Consider the following 17,985-nt stretch of genomic DNA (forward strand, 5'->3'; position numbering starts at 1 on the left):
CCCCTCCGTCGTGCGGTGCGCCTCAGGAGGCGCTGCCCAGCGCCTTCTCCAGGTCGCGGGCCGCGTTGCGGTAGACCGGCAGCAGGTCCAGGTCCTCGCCCGGGTAGTTGACGATCTCCACCTGCTCCGCCCCGGAGCCGGGCAGTACGGTGCCGGTGGTCATGTGGGCGTTGTCCAGGACCAACGCGGGCTTCTTCGCGGAGAGTTCGGCCAGCTGCCGGGGCGTGACCGGCTCGGGGCCGTAGGTGCCGACGCTGGTCGCCCCGGCCAGCTCCGCGGACCAGCCGCTGAAGACCTGGTTGACCACCGAGGGCGCCCTGCCGCCCGGCCAGGCGGCCTTCACCTCGCCGCTGAGCTTGGCGTACTCGGCCTCGAAGGCGGTCTTCCAGGCGGTGGCGGCGGGAGCGGTGCCGAAGAGCCCGCCCAGCCGGGTGACCTCCGCGACGGCCTTGTCGCGGCTGTTGTCCAGGTTGACCTCGACCAGCTTCGCCTTGGAGCCGGCCGCCTCCTTGATCTTCGCGGCGTACGGCTCGAAGGGCGCGTACAGCACGAAGTCCGCCGCGGCCACGGCCGCCAGGTCCGAGGGCTTGGGGTCGTAGTCCGGGGCGTGGTGCACCGACTGGGGCACGATCACCTTGATGTTCCGGGCGCCGGCGGCCTTCGCGAAGGCGCCCTCCCAGCTGGTGGTGACCACCACCCGCGGGCCGTCCGCGGCTCCGGTGCCCTCGGCGTCGTCGTCGGAGTCGCCGCAGCCGGCGGTGAGCAGGGCGACGGCGGCCAGTGCGGCGGTCAGTGCGAGGGAAGGGATGCGGACGCGGGTGCGCGCCATGAGCGGTTTCTCCGTTCGGGAATGAGGTGCACGGCGAGGACGACCGCCCCCGCCGCCAGGACGAGGACCGGGCCGGGCGGCCAGTCCAGCCACAGGGCCACGAGGAACCCGGTCAGGTTCACGGTCACGCCGATGCCGACGGCCCACAGGGTGATCGAACGCAGTGAGCCGCCGAGCCGGCGGGCCGCCAGCGCGGGCAGCAGGGTCAGGGCGTCCACCAGCAGCGCCCCGGTCAGCTTGATCGCCCCGGCCACGGCGATGGCGACCAGGACCAGCAGCGCGGCCGTCAGGGCCTTGACCGGGACGCCGGAGCACTGCGCGAGCTCCCGGTCGTACAGGAGCAGCGCCACCTCCCGGCGGCGCCACCAGAACAGGCCGGGCACCACCACCGCGAGGGCCCCCAGGACCACCAGGTCCGGGCCGCCCACCGACAGGATGGAGCCCCACAGGAGGGCGAAGGCCCCCGAGGCGTTCACCCCGGAGACCGCGAGCAGCAGCAGGGCGCCCGCGATGGCCAGGCTCATCAGGAGGCCCATCGCACCGGACAGCCCGTCGGGGGTCCGGGCCAGCGGCGCGACCCCGGCGCCCGCCAGGGCGCAGGCGAGCAGGGCGCACAGCATCGGGTCCAGGCCGGTCAGCAGGCCCACCGCGATGCCGAAGAGCGCCACGTGCATCATCGCGAACCGCACCGGCATGATGTCGAGCCCGACGATCACCACCCCGATCACCGGCAGCCCGACGGCCGCCAGCAGCAGGGCGAAACCGGCGCGTTGGACCGGCACCAGCTGGAGCAGCTGGCCCAGATCGGCCCCGGCCAGCGCGGGGGAAAGGGCCGCGCCGGTCACGGGCGGACCTCCCGCAACCGGCCGGCGGCCATCTCCAGGACCCGGTCGCAGCGCCGGGCCAGGGTCCGGTCGTGGGTGACCACCATCAGGGTCACCGGCAGCGAGGTCAGCACGTCCGCGGCCTCCTCCTGGCCCTCGAAGTCCAGGGCGGCGGTGGGCTCGTCGGCGAGCAGCACCCCGGCCCCGGCGGCCACGCAGCCGATCGCCCGGGCCAGGTACATGCGCTGCAACTGGCCGCCGGAGAGGGTGTGCAGCGGCCGGTGGCCCAGGGTGCCGACGCCGAGCCGGTCCGCCGCCTCGGCCGCCTCGGCCGGGCGGGTGCTGCTGGCCAGCAACTCGTCCCCGCGCAGCGGGAACCGGCCGGCCGCCGGCTTCTGCGGGATCCAGGCGCAGGCCCGGGCCCGCCAGGCCCGGTCGGCCGAGGTGCGGCTGCCGCGGCCGCCGACCTCGATGCTGCCGCAGGAGTTCGGGTGCAGGCCGAGGACGGCGCGCAGCAGGGTGGTCTTGCCGGAGCCGTTGGTGCCGGTCAGCGCGACCCGTTCGCCGGCCGCGACCTCGAGGTCCACGCCGGTCACCGCGTCGAGCCGGCCGTGCCGGCACCCGACGCCGCTCATCCGTATGTCGAGCCCGCCCATCCCCCTGCCCTCCCGCGCCCACGCGCGCTGCCTCGGAAACCCGCCGCCCGAACCAGGACGTGCGGCGCGCAAGAGGAGTCGTATGGAAGGGTGCCGGGGTTCCCACGGGATCGCACCCGAACCCACGAGCAGGACCGGACACCTTTACGTGTCCACTACATCCTTCCCGCTAAGGTGCCCCACGCCCACGAAAAAAGCCCTCCACGAGGGAGGGCCGGCACCGGCGTGCGAAGAGCGCCCCCGGCAGGACTCGAACCTGCGGCCAAGCGCTTAGAAGGCGCCTGCTCTATCCACTGAGCTACGGGGGCCGGAAGGTGGCCTTGAGTGGCCTGGAGCCCCGGGGTGGGGGTGGGACTGTGTCCGTGCCGGGTCAAGGATAGGGCTCCGGTTGCCTTGTCCCGGTTGCTTCACTCGCGTGCCACGATGTGGAGGTTCGGTGAAGCGATGCCGATAATCGCAGGCAGGTGCGATTCTTGCACCGCTTTTGCTGCGCCACGCCCCGGGTGTTGTGCACTCGTTATGCCTGCGCCCCAGTCGTCCCTTCTGTCCGCGCTTCTGCCGTCCCCTCCCTCCTCCGTGTCCGTCCGGAGTAGCGCTCGGCGCGCAGAGGGCGTATAAGCTTCAAATCGGTCACAAAATTGGGCATTCTGCACATGTGGTGACCTTGGATGTTCGGCCCCAGCTGCTCGATGCCCTCTCCGCCGTGCGCGACCGGGTCGCCTCCGTGCGTCTGCCGCTGCCCCTGCCCGGTGCCCCCCGCGCCCGCCAGACCAGAGCCGAGCTGCTGGCCCAGCTCGACGACTACCTCGTACCGCGGCTCATGGCGCCCGAGGCGCCCGTCCTCGCGGTGATCGGCGGCTCCACCGGAGCCGGAAAGTCCACGCTGGTCAACTCTCTGGTGGGGCGTCAGGTCACCGAAGCGGGCGTCCTGCGACCCACCACCCGCACTCCCGTGCTGGTCTGCCACCCCGACGACCACCACTGGTTCGCCGGCATGCGGATCCTGCCCGACCTCATGAGGGTGTGGCTCCCGCAGGGCGAGGAGGAGCTGGTCCCGCCCGCCCCCCGGCGCGTCCCCGCCGGCCCCCGCGACGGGGCCGGGCCCGCGGCCGGCGGCCACGAGCTGCGCATCGAGACCGTCAGCAGCCTGCCCCGCGGCCTGGCCCTGCTCGACGCCCCCGACATCGACTCCCTGATCGTCGAGAACCGCACCCTGGCCGCCCAGCTGATCTGCGCCGCCGACATCTGGGTGATGGTCACCACCGCCTCCCGGTACGCGGACGCCATCCCCTGGCACCTGCTGCGCACCGCCAAGGAGTACGACGCCACCCTCGTGACCGTGCTCGACCGGGTGCCCCACCAGGTCCTCGCCGAGGTCTCGCGGCAGTACGGCGCCCTGCTCACCCGCGCCGGCCTCGGGGAGGTGCCGCGCTTCACGGTCCCCGAGCTGCCCGAGTCCACCGGCGGCGGCGGACTGCTGCCCGCCACCGCCGTGGCGCCGCTCTTCGCCTGGCTCAGCCACCGCGCCCAGGACCCGGCGGCCCGCCAGCAGTCCGTGGGCCGCACCGCCGTCGGCGTCCTGGAGTCGCTGGGCCGCCGGATGCCCGAACTGGCCTCCGCCGTGGCCGCCCAGCACGCCGCCGCGGTCCGGCTGACCGGCGCGGTCGAGGACGCGTACCAGCGCGAGGGCAAGCGGGTGCGGGCCCGGCTGCAGAGCGGGGCGGTGCTCGCCGGGGACGCCCTGACCCGCTGGCGCGGCTACCCCCTCGACACCACCGCCGACGAACTCCTCGACTCCCTCGCCGACAGCCTCACCGCCCTCCTCCAGTGCGCCGTGGCCGCCGCCGACGAGCGGATCGCCGGGGTCTGGCGGCGCGAACCGGCCGCCGGCGCGGTCCCGCTGCCCGGCCCCGACCGCGAGGCGGGGGAGCGGATCGGGATGGCCGTACGCCGCTGGCGGCGGGTGCTGGAGGAGCTGGCCGAGGAGGAGGTGGGCCGCATGGACAAGCAGGCCGCCCCCGACGCCGACGCGGTGGCCGCCCTCCTCGTGTCCGCCCTGCTCGGCGGCAAGCGGGCCCGCCGGGCCGGCGACCGGCTCGCCGAGCGGATCGGCGTGCACGCCGCCGTACGGCTGCGCGACCGGGGCAACGAACTGGTCAGCAGCCACCTCGACAAGGTGCTGCGGGCCGAGCGGGACCGCCGGCTCGCACCCCTGGACGCCCTCGAACTGACCCCCGAACCCCAGGCCGAGCTGATCGCCGCGCTGTCCGTACTGCAGAAGGAGAGGTGACCGCGGTGACCGCCGTGACCGAGCACCCCGAACCCGGCGGCCGGGCCCGCTGGGACGACGGCCTGATCGCCCGCCGCGCCGCCAAGTCCGGCCGGCACCGCGGTGGTTTCGGCGACCTGCCGCAGGACGGCCCCGGCGGCGAGGACCCCGACGACCCGGACGAGACCGGGGCGCTGGTGCGCGCCGTCTCGGGAGCCGCCAACCCGCTGCCGCCCGCCGCCCCCGCGCTCAGCCCCGAACACCAGGCCCTGCGGGTCCGCCTGGACGCGCTGCGCCAGCTGGTCGGGCTCTCCCGCACCCGGCTGGACGGCAAGACCCTGGCCGAGGCCGGCCGGGTCCTCGACGAGGCCGCGGCCCGCCGGGGCCTGTCGCCCAAGCACACCGTCGTGGCCATCGCGGGCGCCACCGGAAGCGGCAAGTCCACCCTCTTCAACGCCCTCGCCGGCGTGCAGATCTCCGAGACCGGACTGCGCCGCCCCACCACCTCCGCCCCCATCGCGTGCAGCTGGACCGACGGCGCGGCGGGGCTGCTGGACCGGCTGGAGATCCCCGGCCGGCTGCGGCGCCGCCCCCGGGAGGGCGGCGACCGGGACGAGGGCATGTCCGGGCTGGTCCTCATCGACCTGCCCGACCACGACTCGGCCGTGGTCAGCCACCGGGAGCACGTCGACCGGGTGCTGGCGCTGGTCGACGCCGTCATCTGGGTGGTCGACCCGGAGAAGTACGCCGACGCCGTGCTGCACGAGCGCTACCTGCGCCCGCTGGCCGGCCATGCCGAGATCACCTTCGTCGTCCTCAACCAGGTCGACCGGCTCCCCGGCGAGGCCGCCGACCAGGTCCTCGACGACCTGCGGCGGCTGCTCGACGAGGACGGCATGGCCCTCGGCGAGCACGGCGACCCCGGAGCCACCGTCCTCGGACTCTCCGCCCTCACCGGCGAAGGCGTCCCGGAACTGCGCGAACTCCTCGGCCACTTCACCCAGGAGCGGGGCGCCGCCACCCGGCGGATCTCCGCCGACGTCGACCGCGCCGCACTGCGGCTGCGCCCCTTGTACGTGGCCGACGGGCGCCCCGAGATCGGCGAGGGCGCCCGCACCGAGTTCGAGGACCGGCTGGCCGAGGCCGTCGGGGCGCACGCGGCCGGGCTGGCCGCCGAGCGGGCCTGGCGGCGCAACGCCGGCCGGGCCTGCGGGACCCCCTGGCTGCGGCTGTGGCGCTGGTACGACGAGAAGCGCACGCCCCAACTGCTGCGTCGGGGCGCCGAGGCGGCCGAACCGCCCCCGGAGGAGGAGGTCACCGCCCGGCAGCGGGTGGAGCAGGCCGTGCGCACCGTCGCCGACGAGGCGGCGGCCGGGCTGCCCGAGCCCTGGGCGCAGGCCGTCCGGGAGACCGCGGTGCGCGGCGCGGACCGGCTGCCGGAGGCCCTGGACGAGCTGGCGGTGACGGCCGGGGTGCCGGCCGGCAAGCCGCCGCGGCCGGCGTGGTGGCCGGTGGCGGTGCTCGCCCAGGCCGCCATGACGCTGGTGCAGGTGTACGGCGGGCTGTGGCTGGTCGGCCAGATCGTGGGCGTGCTGGAGCCGCGGCTGATGCCCCCCGTCCTGCTGATGGTCGCCGGGATCGTGGGGGGTCCCCTGGTCGAGTGGATGTGCACGGTCGCCGCGCGCGGACCGGCCCGCCGGTACGGGCAGGAGGCCGAGCAGCGGCTGCGGCAGGCCGCGGCGGGCTGCGGCCGGGCCCGGGTGCTGGAGCCGGTCGCCGCCGAGCTGCTGCGCTACCGGGAGGTGCGGGAGCAGTACGCGACGGTGGCGAAGGCGTCGGCCGGCGCCCGGTGAGCGGGTCCCCGGCCGGGTGGGCGGGGGGAGGTCCGCCGCGGTCGGCCGGTGATCCAGGGGTGGTGGAGTTCTCCACAACCCCCGGGTGATCCACAGGGCCGGGCGGGGCCGCCCGGGGCCGGAGCAGCATGGAGGCCGGATCGCGGCGGTCGTACGGATCGCACCGGTCGCGCGGAGTCCCGGGCGACCGCGGCGGTCGTACGGAGCGCCGGCCGGGGGGCCGGCCGTGCTGGTGAGGGGTGAGGGCGATGCAGGACCCGATGGTGACGCTCGTGGGGCTGGTGGCCACCCGGATCGACTACCGGGAGACCGGGCACGGCGCCTTGGCGAGATTCCGCTTCGCGGTACGGGCGCGGTACCGGGACCGCCGGAAGGACGCCTGGGCGGACGGTCCGACCAGCTTCTACACCGTCTGGGCGAGACGGTCGCTGGCGACCAACCTGGCCGGCTCCGTATCGGTGGGCGAGCCGCTGGTGGTGCACGGCCGGCTCCGGGTGCGGGACGAGGAGGAGGCCGAGGGCCGCCGCCGGTTCTCCGCCGACGTCGACGCGCTGGCCGTCGGTCACGACCTGAGTCGGGGGACTGCGGCCTTCCGCCGCATGGCCAGGGCGGACGGCACACTGACGGAGTCTCAGAAGGCGGCGGTGGTCTGAGTGTTCGAGACCGCTAGGATTCCCCGGTACTCGTGGGCACGAGGGCCCTGGGCCCGAAGGGGAAGACTGTGTCTGGCGTCGTTTCCGCTTCACTTCTTTCACGTATTTCATCTCGTCTGCCGGCCGGTGCCGGCGGTGGTCGGGGCTCGGGCGCGGTCCTGGCCCCGGTCCTGCTGGCCGTCGCGCTCGCCGGTTCCGTTTCCGCGGGGCTGGCGCACGCCGCCGTCGTGGTGGTGCCGAGCGCGCCCCCCGCGGGGGGCGCGAGCGCCGTGCTGGAGGGGCTGACGGCCTTCGGCGAGGCCGACCTGCGCACCCCCGACGGCCTCCAGCGGCTCCAGGCCGGGCTGTACGAGATGCGGGTCGAGGGCGGTGGGACGCTCCAGACGTACGGCGTGGGCGTCGCCAGCCCCGGCCAGCGGGAGGCGCGGTACACCGAGACCGCCTGGAGCGGTTCGCCGCTGCGGGGGAACAAGGACGCCGGCCGGATCCGCTGGATCCTCCAGCACTCCTACCCCCAGCTCAACGACCTCGCCGGGCTGGCCCGCCGGGCCGGGGCCGGGCCGCTGACCGCCGAGACCGCCGCGGCCGGTACCCAGGTCGCGATCTGGCGGATCTCCGACGGGGCGGGGGTGACGGCCGTCGACCCGGCGGCCGAGAAGCTTGCCGACTACCTCCAGCGGGCCGCGCAGCGGCTGGCCGAGCCGCCGGCCTCGCTGAGCCTGACCCCGGACACCGTCACCGGCGCGGCCGGCGGCCGGCTGGGGCCGGTCACGGTCCACACCGGGGCGCAGAGCGTGGCGGTGGCCCCCGACGCCGCCGCGGCGGCGGCCGGGGTGCGGATCACCGGGGCCGACGGCGTCCCGGTGACCGAGGCGGCCGACGGCACCCGGCTCTACTTCGAGGTGCCCGCGGGCGCGGCCGACGGGGCGGGCGGGGTCTCGGTCCAGGGCTCCACCAAGGTCCCGGTCGGCCGGGTGCTCACGGCAGAGGCCCCCGGCCAGGCCCAGGTCGTTGCGGGGTCCAGCGAGTCGGCGGCCACCGCCTCCGCCACCGGCGTGTGGGCGCCCACCCGCACGGCCGCCCGGACCTACGCCGAGGCGCTGCCGCTGCCCGCGGCCGAGCAGAGCGCCGACACCTCCGACACCCGCCTCGCGGCCAGCGGCAGCTCCAGCGCCACCCCCGTGATCGCCTCCCTGGCCGTGGGACTGGTCGTCCTCGGCGCCGGGGTCGTCTTCCTGCTCCGCAAACGCCCCACCGACACCGACCCCGGGGAGTAGCCGCCCCGCCCCTGCTCAGGGGCCCTGACCATATGCGTTTCACCCCGGGGATGGACGACTGGCAAGATGGGGTGTATCTGCCCACCCATCGATCTGCCGGACGGTTTCTCTTGGCTGAGTTCATCTACACCATGCGCAAGACGCGCAAGGCGCACGGCGACAAGGTGATCCTCGACGACGTCTTTCTGAACTTCCTGCCGGGGGCCAAGATCGGTGTGGTCGGCCCGAACGGTGCCGGTAAGTCCACCGTCCTGAAGATCATGGCCGGCATCGAGCAGCCGTCCAACGGCGACGCCTTCCTGTCGCCCGGCTACACGGTCGGCATCCTCATGCAGGAGCCCAAGCTCGACGACTCGAAGACGGTCCTGGAGAACGTCCAGGACGGCGTCGCCGAGATCAAGGGCAAGCTCGACCGGTTCAACGCCATCGCCGAGGAGATGGCCACGAACTACACGGACGAGCTCATGGAGGAGATGGGCAAGCTCCAGGAGGACCTGGACCACGCCAACGCCTGGGACCTCGACGCGCAGCTCGAGCAGGCCATGGACGCGCTGGGCTGCCCGCCCGCCGACTGGCCCGTCACCACCCTCTCCGGTGGTGAGAAGCGCCGCGTGGCCCTCTGCAAGCTGCTGCTCGAGGCCCCCGACCTGCTGCTCCTCGACGAGCCGACCAACCACCTCGACGCCGAGTCGGTGAACTGGCTCGAGCAGCACCTCGCCCAGTACAAGGGCGCCGTCGTGGCCGTGACCCACGACCGCTACTTCCTGGACAACGTCGCCGAGTGGATCCTCGAGCTCGACCGCGGCCGCGCCCACCCCTACGAGGGCAACTACTCCACCTACCTGGAGAAGAAGGCCGAGCGCCTCAAGGTCGAGGGCAAGAAGGACGAGAAGCGCGCCAAGCGCCTCAAGGAAGAGCTGGAGTGGGTCCGCTCCAACGCCAAGGGCCGCCAGGCCAAGTCCAAGGCCCGCCTCGCCCGCTACGAGGAGATGGCGGCCGAGGCCGACAAGATGCGGAAGCTGGACTTCGAGGAGATCCAGATCCCGCCGGGCCCGCGTCTGGGCTCGATCGTGGTCGAGGTCAACAACCTCAGCAAGGCCTTCGGTGACAAGGTCCTCATCGACGACCTGTCCTTCACCCTGCCGCGCAACGGCATCGTGGGCATCATCGGCCCCAACGGCGCCGGCAAGACCACGCTCTTCAAGATGATCCAGGGCCTCGAGACCCCGGACTCCGGCGAGATCAAGGTCGGCGAGACCGTCAAGATCTCGTACGTCGACCAGGGCCGCGCCAACATCGACCCCAAGAAGACCCTCTGGGCGGTCGTGTCGGACGAGCTGGACTACATCAACGTCGGAAACGTCGAGATGCCGTCCCGCGCCTACGTCTCCGCCTTCGGCTTCAAGGGCCCGGACCAGCAGAAGCCGGCCGGCGTGCTCTCCGGCGGTGAGCGCAACCGCCTGAACCTCGCGCTCACCCTCAAGCAGGGCGGCAACCTGCTCCTCCTCGACGAGCCCACCAACGACCTCGACGTCGAGACCCTGGGTTCCCTCGAGAACGCCCTGCTGGAGTTCCCCGGTGCGGCCGTGGTCGTCTCCCACGACCGCTGGTTCCTGGACCGGGTGGCCACCCACATCCTCGCGTACGAGGGTGACTCGAAGTGGTTCTGGTTCGAGGGCAACTTCGAGTCCTACGAGAAGAACAAGATCGAGCGGCTCGGCCCGGACGCCACCCGTCCGCACCGCGCCACCTACAAGAAGCTCACCCGAGGCTGAGCATGGCACGTCACATCTACGAGTGCCCCATGCGCTGGTCGGACATGGACGCCTTCGGGCACGTCAACAACGTCGTCTTCCTCCGCTACCTGGAGGAGGCGCGCATCGACTTCATGTTCCGGCTGGCGCCGGGGAACGGCTCGCAGTCGTTCCAGGGCGGGTCCGTCGTGGCCCGTCACGAGATCGACTACCTGCGGCCGCTGGTCCACCGGCACGAGCCGGTGGTCATCGAGTCGTGGGTGACGAAGATAGGCGCGGCCTCCCTGACCATCGCCTACGAGGTCAAGGACGCCCCCGGCAGCTCGCAGGTCTACGTGCGGGCCGCCACCGTCGTCGTGCCCTTCGACCTGGAGGCACAGCGGCCGCGCCGCATCAGTGAGGAGGAGCGCCACTTCCTCCAGGAGTACGTCGACGACAGCGCCGAAGGGCGCGCCGCCGCATGACGCTCCCGCTGCACCTGGCCGACTCCGGGGAGGCGGCGGACCTCGCCGCCTTCCTGGGCCGCCTGGTGCACTACGACCGGGCCGCCGCCGTCCGCCTCCAGGCGGGCGGCGGCGCGCTGGCCGTCTTCGGCCGCCCGCCGTCCTTCGAGGTGCTGGCCATCCGCACGGCCCGGCTCGCCGAGCCCGCGACCCTGGACCTCACGGTCTCGGCCGGTGAGCTGCTGGAGTCGGTCGACGAGGCGGCCGGCACCCTCCGGGTCCCGGCGGCCGTCACCGGCCCGCCCTGGGCCGGGGTGCTGCCGCCCCGCGGCGGCTGGCAGCAGCTGCCGGGCCTGCCGCCGGTGGAGGCCATGCGGGCCGCCGTCGGCGCGGCGGTGGCGGAGTTCCGCGGCCGGGACGACGCCCTGCCCGAGGACCGGCGCACCCGCGCCGAGCGCGACCGCATCGGCCGCGACATCTGGTCCCGCACCGTGGCCGGCACCGAGCTGCCGCTGCGGGCCGTGCACGCCGCCCAGTCCCTGGGCTTCCTGCGCCCGGTCCGGGTCCCCGCCCACGGCGCCCCGGCGCCCGGCGCCCCGGGTCCCCACGCCGGTTCCGGCCCCGAAGCCGTCGCCCTGCTGGCCTCGGGCAGCTGGCTGCGGCTGCGCACCGCGTACGGCTCGGTGGCCCTGCGCCGCCCGGGCGGCGGGCTGGGCACCCTCCAGGTGCGCCCGGTCTGAGCCCGGGCCGGTACTGCCCGCGCGCACCCCGTCCACGTACGACGGCGCCGTACTCCCCGCGGGGAGCACGGCGCCGTCGTACGTGCGGCGGCCGGCTACTCGACCGTGTTGATCATCGAGGCCGCGGCATAGGTCAGGTACCGCCACAGCTGCTCCTCGAGCTCGGGCGCCAGCCCCAGCTCGTCCACCGCCACCCGCATGTGGGACAGCCACGCGTCGTGCGCGGCCCGGTCGACCTGGAACGGCGCGTGCCGCATCCGCAGCCGCGGGTGCCCCCGGTTGTCGCTGTACGTGCTCGGACCGCCCCAGTACTGCATCAGGAAGAGCGTGAACCGCTCCTCGGCGGGGCCGAGGTCCTCCTCCGGGTACATCGGCCGCAGCAGCGGGTCCCCGGCGACGCCCTCGTAGAAACGCCGGACCAGGCGGCGGAAGGTCTCCTCGCCGCCCACCTGGTCGTAGAAGGTCTGCTCCTGCACCGTTCCCCGCGGAATCTCATTCACCCGACCATCGTCTCAGACGCCCGGACGGAGGACCCGGGTCCTAGGACCACCCGCTGGCCCCCGCGCGGGGTCGGCAGGACAGTGGAGTCATGGGCTCAGACAGGGCGCGCGGCGAACCCGGGGCGCAGACGGACGCGCACCCGGTGGAGTACGGGGTCGCGCACGCCGCACAGGTACGGGAGCTGACCACGGCCGGGGACCTGCCGGACCCCGCCTGGCGGGCCGCCTTCGAGGCCGTCCCCCGGCACCTCTTCGTGCCGTACTTCTACACCGGTCTCGGTGGCGGCTACGAGCGGCTCTGGAGCGAGGACCCGGATCCGGCCCGCCGGGCCCGCTGGCTGCGCGGGGTCTACACCGACACCGCCCTCGCCACCCGGCTGCGCGACGGTGAACTGGTCTCCTCCAGCAGCCAGCCCTCCCTGATGGCCCGGATGCTGCACGCCCTGGAGGTGCGCGACGGCGACCGGGTCCTGGAGGTCGGGGCCGGCACCGGCTACAACGCCGCCCTGCTCTGCCACCGGCTCGGCGACGACCACGTCACCACCGTCGACCTCGACGAGGACATCACCGAGGCCGCCCGCGCCCACCTCGCGCTGCTCGGCCACCACCCCGCCGTCGTCACCGGCGACGGGGCGCGCGGCGCCCCGGGCCACGCCCCCTTCGACCGGATCATCGCCACCTGCGCGCTGCCGGTGGTCCCGCCGGCCTGGCTGGCACAGTGCGCCCCCGGGGCCCGGATCCTCGCCCCGCTGGCCACCGGGCTGATCGCGCTGACCGTGCGGGACGCCGGCTTCGCCGAGGGCCGCTTCCTGCACACCCCCGCGTACTTCGTCCCGCTGCGCGGCGGGGCCGGCGGCGACCGGGACCCCGAGCTGTACGGGCTGCCGTACGACCTGCACGAGAACGAACGCTTCCGGTTCATGCTCTCGCTGCTCGGGCCCGCCCTGCACCCGCGCGAGGCGCTGGACCTCTGGCGCTCCGAAGGCCGCCCGGGCCGCGAGCGGTTCGGGGTCACGGTCACCGACGGGGGCCAGTGGTCCTGGCTGGACGAGCCGGAGGGCGCGTACGTCTGGCCCCTGGAGGCCCGCCCCGCCTGACCCGGTCCCGCGCGGGCGCTCCGGCGTCCCTCGAGCCGTCCTGGGCCGGGGCCCCGGGGCCCGCCGAAGGAGCGGATCACCGCCGTGCCACACTGGTCGGGCCCTATGTGTGACGGTCTGACCCCCTGCAAGGCCGGCGGAAAGAAGGAGCCCCCTGTGGTCCTGGCAGCATCTGCCGACGCGGTGGTGACGAACGGAGCACTGATACTGGCGGTGCCGGTCGCGCTGCTGGCGGGGTTGATCTCCTTCTTCTCGCCCTGCGTCCTGCCGCTGGTGCCCGGCTACCTCGGATACGTCGCCGGCCTCTCCGCCTCGGGCATGGACGAGGCGGCCCGGGACGGCAAGCGCGGGCGGATGCTGCTCGGCGCGCTGCTGTTCGTGCTCGGCTTCTCCGCGCCCTTCATCTCCCAGGGCGCCTTCTTCGGCTACTTCGGCCAGACCCTGGCGGTCCACAAGGACACCCTGGAGCTGGTCCTGGGCGCGCTGACCGTCCTGTTCGGCCTGGGCTTCATGGGCTTCCTGCCGGCGCTGGCCCAGCGGGACCTGCGCATCCACAAGAAGCCGGCCGCGGGCCTGGTCGGCGCCCCGATCATCGGCTTCACCTTCGGGCTCGGCTGGACCCCGTGCATGGGCCCCACCATCGGTGCCGTGATCGGTCTGTCGATGGGGCAGGAGAGCCCGGGGCGCGGGGCGCTCCTCATGATCTTCTTCTGTCTCGGCCTGGGCGTGCCGTTCATCCTGGCCGCCCTGGCCTTCAAGCGGTCGATGACCGCGTTCGGATGGGTCAAGAAGCACTACAAGTGGGTGCTGCGGTGCGGCGGCGGCTTCCTGGTCGTGGTCGGCGTGCTGCTGATGACCGGTGTGTGGGCGCAGCTGGTCTCCCGGATCCAGGAATGGCTGCCGGTCACCAACAGCATCGGGTTCTGACCCGCGGCGCCCCGCGCACGAGGAGGGCCCCGCCGGCTTCGACCGGCGGGGCCCTCCTCGTGCGTGCGTCCGGCGGCCTCAGCCCCGGCGGATGGTGATGGTCGTCCAGGCGCCGACGTGGACGCGGTCGCCGTCGCCCAGCGGGACGGGCACGTACGGCTGGATCGGCTCCTCGCCGTTGTTGACCGTGGTGCCGTTGGTGGAGTTCTGGTCCACCACGGCCCAACTGCCGTCGGGCTGCTGCACCAGCACGGCGTGCTGGTGCGAGACGCCCGGGTCCTCCGGCGGCACCGACAGGTCGATGTCGGGGGCCTCGCCGGTGGACTGGCGGCGGCGCCCGATGGTGATCTGCCCGCCGGCCAGCGGCAGGTGCTGCTCGGGGGAGTACGCGGGCAGGTTCAGGCCGGTGGCCTCGGGGCCGCTGCGCTGCATCATCGCCATGAAGTACGAGCGGTCCGGCCCGATGGTGGCCGACCAGGCGCCGCCCTGGCCCGGGTAGGGCGCCTGGTGCTGCTGGCCCGGGTGCTGCTGCTGGCCCTGGTACATGCCCTGGCCCGGGTGGCCGCCCTGGCCGGGGTGCTGCTGGGGGCTCTGCTGGTGCTGCGGGTGCGGCTGCTGGTGCTGCTGCGGCGGCGGGCCGGGGTACGGCTGCTGCTGCGGCTGCTGCTGTCCGGGCGGCGGCAGCATCCAGTCGTCACCGCCGGGCGCCGCCGGGGCGGGCGCGGGCGCCGGGGCGCCGGGGTGCATCTGCTGCGGGGCGTAGCCGGCCGGCGGGTAGCCGCCCTGTGCCGGGTCGCCGTGCAGCGGCTCCGCGGGCCGGTTCATCTGGGAGGGCCGGGACCCCTGGTACTCGAAGGGGTCCTGCGGGCGCTGCTGCTGGGGGGCCGGGTAGCCGGGCGGCATCTGGTTCGCGCCGGTGCCCTGACCGGGAGCCTGGCCGGGACCCGTCATCGGGCCGGGGCCGGGCCGCTGGGCGCCCGGGCCCATGCCGTGCGGCGGCACGGGCGCGCCGGGACCGCCGGGCGGGGCGACCGGGGTGTACGAGGTCGCCGTGCGGGTCAGGAAGTTGTAGCGGCACTCCTCGCAGAACGGCGCCATGGCCTCGCGCGGGGTGCGGCACTGCGGGCACAGCTCGGCCTGCATGGTCGCGCCCCCGTCGGGCCCCGGGAAGCCGTAGCCGTACGAGGGCGGCGGGGGAGGCGTCGCTCCTGCGGGCGCGCCCGTTCCGGCCATGCGGTGGCCACAGACCTCGCACCAGTCTTCGGAGACCGAATGGTGCCCGTTCGGACAGGTCGGCATGTCGGCCCTTCCCCCTCTCCCTGTCCGGCCCCCCGTCGGGACCGAGATCCAGGACTTACTTCTTCACTCGCACGGTCTGCGTCGAACGCGTCTCGAGAGTCATCTCGTCCGCATCCGTCACCTTCGCCTTCAGCCGCACAGTACCGCTCGCGGCATCGACGACGTCGACCACCTTCGCAAGCAGTTTCGCAGTGTCCTCGTTCCCCGACGCACTCGCCAACTGCACGGCTCGTCCCAACTTCGCCGTGGCCCCGTCGAAATCTCCCGATTTACGGGCCTCTAGGCCCTGCTGGATGACGACGGCGAGCTCCGCCTGCCCTGTGTAATGCGCCACTTGCGGGTTGATGGAGGTCGATGCGGCGAGGTCGTCGGTCCACACGGCGCGGACCAGACCCTGGGACAGCACGGTCGCACCGCCCGCCTCCGGGACCACCAGCGAGGCCCGGGCGGCCAGCATCTCCTGGCCCAGACCGGCCTCCTGGACCCGTACGCACACGTGGTAGTCGCGGGACTCGTCGCCCCAGGAGCCGGTGGGGTAGTCCCCGGCCCGGGGGCCGGCCTCGGTGCGCCGGTCCGTGAGGTCCACCACGGCGGGCGCGACCTGCTTCACGTACAGGACTTCGGCGCCGGCCGGGGTCCACAGCCGGAGCGCGACGTCCGCGACCTCCTTGCCCATGGCCCGCTCCATCATGCCGGTGAAGTCGGCGGCCAGCCCGGCCGGATCGGCGACGATGTCGGCGTGGCCGAGCAGCCCCTCGGCGATGCCGGTGACCTCCTTGACCTCCCAGTCGGTGCCCACCCCGCGGGCGTCGCAGGTGAACGACCCGGCACAGGCGGCCAGCGCGGCGGCCAGGTCCTCCGGGGTCTCGTGTTCGTTGCGGCCGTCGGTCAGCAGGACGCCGTGCCGGATCGCGGCGGTGCTGCCGGCGAAGAGGTGCCGGGCCAGCCGGAGCCAGCTGCCGATGGCGGTGCCGCCGCCCGCGCCGAGCCGCCGCAGGGCGTCCTTGGCCTGGGCGCGGGTGGCGGCGTCGGCCACGGCCAGCCGGCCGCCTCCGGGGTAGACGTCCTTGGCCTCGTGGGTACCGGCGATCACGGCGAACTGCGTGCCGTCGCGCAGGGTGTCGATCGCGGCGGCGGTCGCGTCCCGGGCGCCCCGCATCTTGGTGGGCGGGTGGTCCATCGAACCCGAGCAGTCGACCATGATCACCACGGCGCTGTCCGGGGCGACGGCGGTGGCGCGGGTCAGGCCCGCCCCGCCGGTGGCCGTCACGGTCACGATGGCGCTGACCTCCCGCGCGCCTTCGGGCAGGTATTCGTTCTGGTACACGTCCACGGCGAACCGCGGCGCGCGGGGCTTGGCGAAGTTGGCCATCGGGAGCGGCTCCTAGGAGTCGGCGTGCGCGGCGGACGGGGGCACGGGCGCGGGCTCCCCGGTGACGGGGAACGGCACCACGGCCACCGTGATGTTGTCGTGCCCGCCGCCGTCGAGGGCGTGGCCGACCAGCACCTGGGCGCTGTGCAGCGGGCGCTCGGCGGCGTCGGCCGGCAGCACCCGGGCCATCTCCTGCGCGGACTCGGCGTAGTTCCACAGTCCGTCGGTGCAGACCACGACCACGCCGGGGCGGTCGGGCTTGAAGGCGGCGGTGTGCGGCTCCAGCTCGTACGCGTCGGCGCCGAGCCAGCCGGTGATGGCGTGGGCCCGGGCGTCGGCGTAGGCCTCGGCCTCGGTCATCAGCCCGGTCGCCACCATCTGGGCGGCCCAGGAGTCGTCCTCGGTGAGCCGGGCGGGCGGGGCGGAGCGGTCGTCGGGGACCCAGTAGGCGCGGGAGTCGCCGACCCAGCCGATCACCAGGACGCCGTGGCTGACCACGGCGCCGACCAGGGTGCAGGCCGGGGCGTTCTGGTGGCCGGGGGCGGCCGCGAGGCCGTTCACGGCCTCGGCCGCGGCCAGGATGGCCTCGTGCATGGCCTGCTGGGGGTTGGCGCCCCGGGGCAGCGCGGCCAGCAGCGACTCGTTCGCCGCACCGGCCGCGGCGGCGGAGGCGTCGTCGGGACGGCTGGCCGAGGAGACGCCGTCGCAGACGATGGCGACGGTGGCGGCGGAGCCGTCCGGGAGCGCGGTGGCGGCCACCGCGAAGGAGTCCTCGTTGCGGTGGTGGCGCAGCCCGCGGTCGCTGACCGCGGCCACCGTCTCCAGCGACTCCTCGAGGTGGTCGCGCTCGCGGGGCTGGGCGTGGCCACAGTTCTCGCAGTAGCCGTCGGGATCGACGTGCCCGCTCCGGCAGGCGACGCAGACGTTGCCGTTGCCCGCCGGCGCGGGCTGGGGGTGGCCCGCGACCGGGCCGGTGGCGTGGCCCGTCGGGCCGTCGGGAGCGCCGTACGGGCCCTCGCCGGCGGCCGGGCCGGCCGGGTGGGCCGGGTGGCCCGGGGCGGCGGCCTCGTGGCCGGGCCCGTCGTACCGGGTGTGGCCGGCCGGCCCCGAGGAGCCGCCCGTGCCGCCCGGTTGCGCCATGCCGGTCAGCGGCTGCGCCGCGGGCCCGGGCGCCGCCCCGGCCCCGCCGGACCCGAAGCCGGGCGTGCCGCCCGGAATCGGACCGGTGCCGCCGGACGGGAAGCCGGGGGCGCCGGACGGCCCCCCGGCCATGGCCGCGCCGGGCGGGCTGCCCGGCGCGGCGGTCCAGGCGGGGGCGCCCGGCGCGGTGAAGCCGAGCCGGGGCGCGGCGGGTGGGGTGTTGGGGGTCAGGCGCAGGGTGGGGCGGTCACCGGAGGGGACCGGCGCGCCGCAGCGGCCGCAGAAGCGGTCGCTCTCCTCCAGGGGTTCGGCGCAGCTGGGGCAGCCAGACAGCCATGGCATCCGCGACATC

Annotated in this window: 16 protein-coding genes and 1 tRNA gene; 9 read left to right on the forward strand and 8 right to left on the reverse strand. The window is 74.6% G+C overall.

From position 1 onward, the window contains the following. Positions 1-22: 22 nt before the first annotated feature. The 4 genes from AB0O40_RS05460 to AB0O40_RS05475 form a co-directional block, all read right to left on the reverse strand. Complete coding sequence (locus AB0O40_RS05460) at positions 23-829, reverse strand: ABC transporter substrate-binding protein (protein WP_365035880.1); 807 nt, start codon at positions 827-829, stop codon at positions 23-25. Beyond that, complete coding sequence (locus tag AB0O40_RS05465) at positions 790-1,674, reverse strand: metal ABC transporter permease (RefSeq protein WP_365035882.1); 885 nt, start codon at positions 1,672-1,674, stop codon at positions 790-792. The genes AB0O40_RS05460 and AB0O40_RS05465 overlap by 40 nt, the downstream gene beginning before the upstream one ends. Beyond that, positions 1,671-2,309 (reverse strand): ATP-binding cassette domain-containing protein, encoded by a 639-nt coding sequence (locus tag AB0O40_RS05470; protein ID WP_365035884.1) that lies wholly within the window; start codon positions 2,307-2,309, stop codon positions 1,671-1,673. Before AB0O40_RS05470 ends, AB0O40_RS05465 begins: the two co-directional genes overlap by 4 nt. A gap of 235 nt (positions 2,310-2,544) precedes the next feature. Next, positions 2,545-2,617 (reverse strand) — tRNA-Arg (locus AB0O40_RS05475). A gap of 356 nt (positions 2,618-2,973) precedes the next feature. Here AB0O40_RS05475 and AB0O40_RS05480 point away from each other — a divergent pair. The 7 genes from AB0O40_RS05480 to AB0O40_RS05510 all read left to right on the forward strand — a co-directional run bounded on the left by AB0O40_RS05480 (position 2,974) and on the right by AB0O40_RS05510 (position 11,298). Next, positions 2,974-4,599, forward strand: coding sequence for a dynamin family protein (locus AB0O40_RS05480; protein WP_365035953.1), 1,626 nt, complete (start codon positions 2,974-2,976; stop codon positions 4,597-4,599). A 5-nt stretch (positions 4,600-4,604) separates the two neighbouring features. Next, on the forward strand, positions 4,605-6,431 hold the full coding sequence (locus AB0O40_RS05485) for a YfjP family GTPase (protein WP_365035885.1): 1,827 nt from the start codon (positions 4,605-4,607) through the stop codon (positions 6,429-6,431). A 248-nt stretch (positions 6,432-6,679) separates the two neighbouring features. Further along, positions 6,680-7,084 (forward strand): single-stranded DNA-binding protein, encoded by a 405-nt coding sequence (locus AB0O40_RS05490; protein ID WP_365035887.1) that lies wholly within the window; start codon positions 6,680-6,682, stop codon positions 7,082-7,084. A 68-nt stretch (positions 7,085-7,152) separates the two neighbouring features. After that, a complete protein-coding gene (locus AB0O40_RS05495) occupies positions 7,153-8,361 on the forward strand; it encodes a thioester domain-containing protein (RefSeq protein WP_365035889.1) in 1,209 nt (402 codons plus the stop codon). A 110-nt stretch (positions 8,362-8,471) separates the two neighbouring features. Continuing rightward, complete coding sequence (gene ettA / locus AB0O40_RS05500; RefSeq protein ID WP_365035892.1) at positions 8,472-10,136, forward strand: energy-dependent translational throttle protein EttA; 1,665 nt, start codon at positions 8,472-8,474, stop codon at positions 10,134-10,136. A gap of 2 nt (positions 10,137-10,138) precedes the next feature. After that, a complete protein-coding gene (locus AB0O40_RS05505; RefSeq protein ID WP_365035894.1) occupies positions 10,139-10,579 on the forward strand; it encodes a thioesterase family protein in 441 nt (146 codons plus the stop codon). Beyond that, positions 10,576-11,298 carry a hypothetical protein gene (locus AB0O40_RS05510; RefSeq protein WP_365035896.1) on the forward strand — a complete coding sequence of 241 codons (723 nt, stop codon included), beginning with the start codon at positions 10,576-10,578 and terminating at the stop codon, positions 11,296-11,298. The genes AB0O40_RS05505 and AB0O40_RS05510 overlap by 4 nt, the downstream gene beginning before the upstream one ends. A gap of 95 nt (positions 11,299-11,393) precedes the next feature. On the opposite strand, the gene AB0O40_RS05515 is transcribed toward AB0O40_RS05510, so the two are convergent. After that, positions 11,394-11,798 carry a globin gene (locus tag AB0O40_RS05515; RefSeq protein WP_365035899.1) on the reverse strand — a complete coding sequence of 135 codons (405 nt, stop codon included), beginning with the start codon at positions 11,796-11,798 and terminating at the stop codon, positions 11,394-11,396. Positions 11,799-11,887: 89 nt separating this feature from the next. Here AB0O40_RS05515 and AB0O40_RS05520 point away from each other — a divergent pair, with 89 nt between their 5' ends. Beyond that, positions 11,888-12,895, forward strand: coding sequence for a methyltransferase domain-containing protein (locus tag AB0O40_RS05520; protein WP_365035901.1), 1,008 nt, complete (start codon positions 11,888-11,890; stop codon positions 12,893-12,895). A 105-nt stretch (positions 12,896-13,000) separates the two neighbouring features. After that, positions 13,001-13,822, forward strand: a complete 822-nt coding sequence (locus AB0O40_RS05525; protein WP_365035902.1) for a cytochrome c biogenesis protein CcdA — start codon at positions 13,001-13,003, stop codon at positions 13,820-13,822. 78 nt (positions 13,823-13,900) lie between these two features. Here AB0O40_RS05525 and AB0O40_RS05530 read toward each other — a convergent pair whose 3' ends face one another. The 3 genes from AB0O40_RS05530 to AB0O40_RS05540 are packed head-to-tail and all read right to left on the reverse strand — an operon-like array spanning position 13,901 to position 17,984. Beyond that, complete coding sequence (locus tag AB0O40_RS05530; RefSeq protein ID WP_365035904.1) at positions 13,901-15,121, reverse strand: FHA domain-containing protein; 1,221 nt, start codon at positions 15,119-15,121, stop codon at positions 13,901-13,903. A 55-nt stretch (positions 15,122-15,176) separates the two neighbouring features. Further along, positions 15,177-16,493 carry a VWA domain-containing protein gene (locus tag AB0O40_RS05535; protein WP_365035906.1) on the reverse strand — a complete coding sequence of 439 codons (1,317 nt, stop codon included), beginning with the start codon at positions 16,491-16,493 and terminating at the stop codon, positions 15,177-15,179. A gap of 12 nt (positions 16,494-16,505) precedes the next feature. Further along, on the reverse strand, positions 16,506-17,984 hold the full coding sequence (locus tag AB0O40_RS05540; protein WP_365035908.1) for a protein phosphatase 2C domain-containing protein: 1,479 nt from the start codon (positions 17,982-17,984) through the stop codon (positions 16,506-16,508). Position 17,985: the final 1 nt, after the last annotated feature.

It is taken from the genome of Streptomyces sp. NPDC089919 (assembly GCF_040684615.1).
Taxonomy (GTDB): Bacteria; Actinomycetota; Actinomycetes; order Streptomycetales; family Streptomycetaceae; genus Streptomyces.

Excerpts from the sequence above, each read along its gene's own strand:
- AB0O40_RS05460 (WP_365035880.1), bottom strand. The coding sequence starts at position 829 with ATGGCGCGCACCCGCGTCCGCATCCCTTCCCTCGCACTGACCGCCGCA.
- AB0O40_RS05470 (WP_365035884.1), bottom strand. The coding sequence starts at position 2,309 with ATGGGCGGGCTCGACATACGGATGAGCGGCGTCGGGTGCCGGCACGGC.
- AB0O40_RS05490 (WP_365035887.1), top strand. The coding sequence starts at position 6,680 with ATGCAGGACCCGATGGTGACGCTCGTGGGGCTGGTGGCCACCCGGATC.
- AB0O40_RS05505 (WP_365035894.1), top strand. The coding sequence starts at position 10,139 with ATGGCACGTCACATCTACGAGTGCCCCATGCGCTGGTCGGACATGGAC.
- AB0O40_RS05510 (WP_365035896.1), top strand. The coding sequence starts at position 10,576 with ATGACGCTCCCGCTGCACCTGGCCGACTCCGGGGAGGCGGCGGACCTC.
- AB0O40_RS05520 (WP_365035901.1), top strand. The coding sequence starts at position 11,888 with ATGGGCTCAGACAGGGCGCGCGGCGAACCCGGGGCGCAGACGGACGCG.
- AB0O40_RS05525 (WP_365035902.1), top strand. The coding sequence starts at position 13,001 with ATGTGTGACGGTCTGACCCCCTGCAAGGCCGGCGGAAAGAAGGAGCCC.
- AB0O40_RS05530 (WP_365035904.1), bottom strand. The coding sequence starts at position 15,121 with ATGCCGACCTGTCCGAACGGGCACCATTCGGTCTCCGAAGACTGGTGC.
- AB0O40_RS05535 (WP_365035906.1), bottom strand. The coding sequence starts at position 16,493 with ATGGCCAACTTCGCCAAGCCCCGCGCGCCGCGGTTCGCCGTGGACGTG.
- AB0O40_RS05540 (WP_365035908.1), bottom strand. The coding sequence starts at position 17,984 with ATGTCGCGGATGCCATGGCTGTCTGGCTGCCCCAGCTGCGCCGAACCC.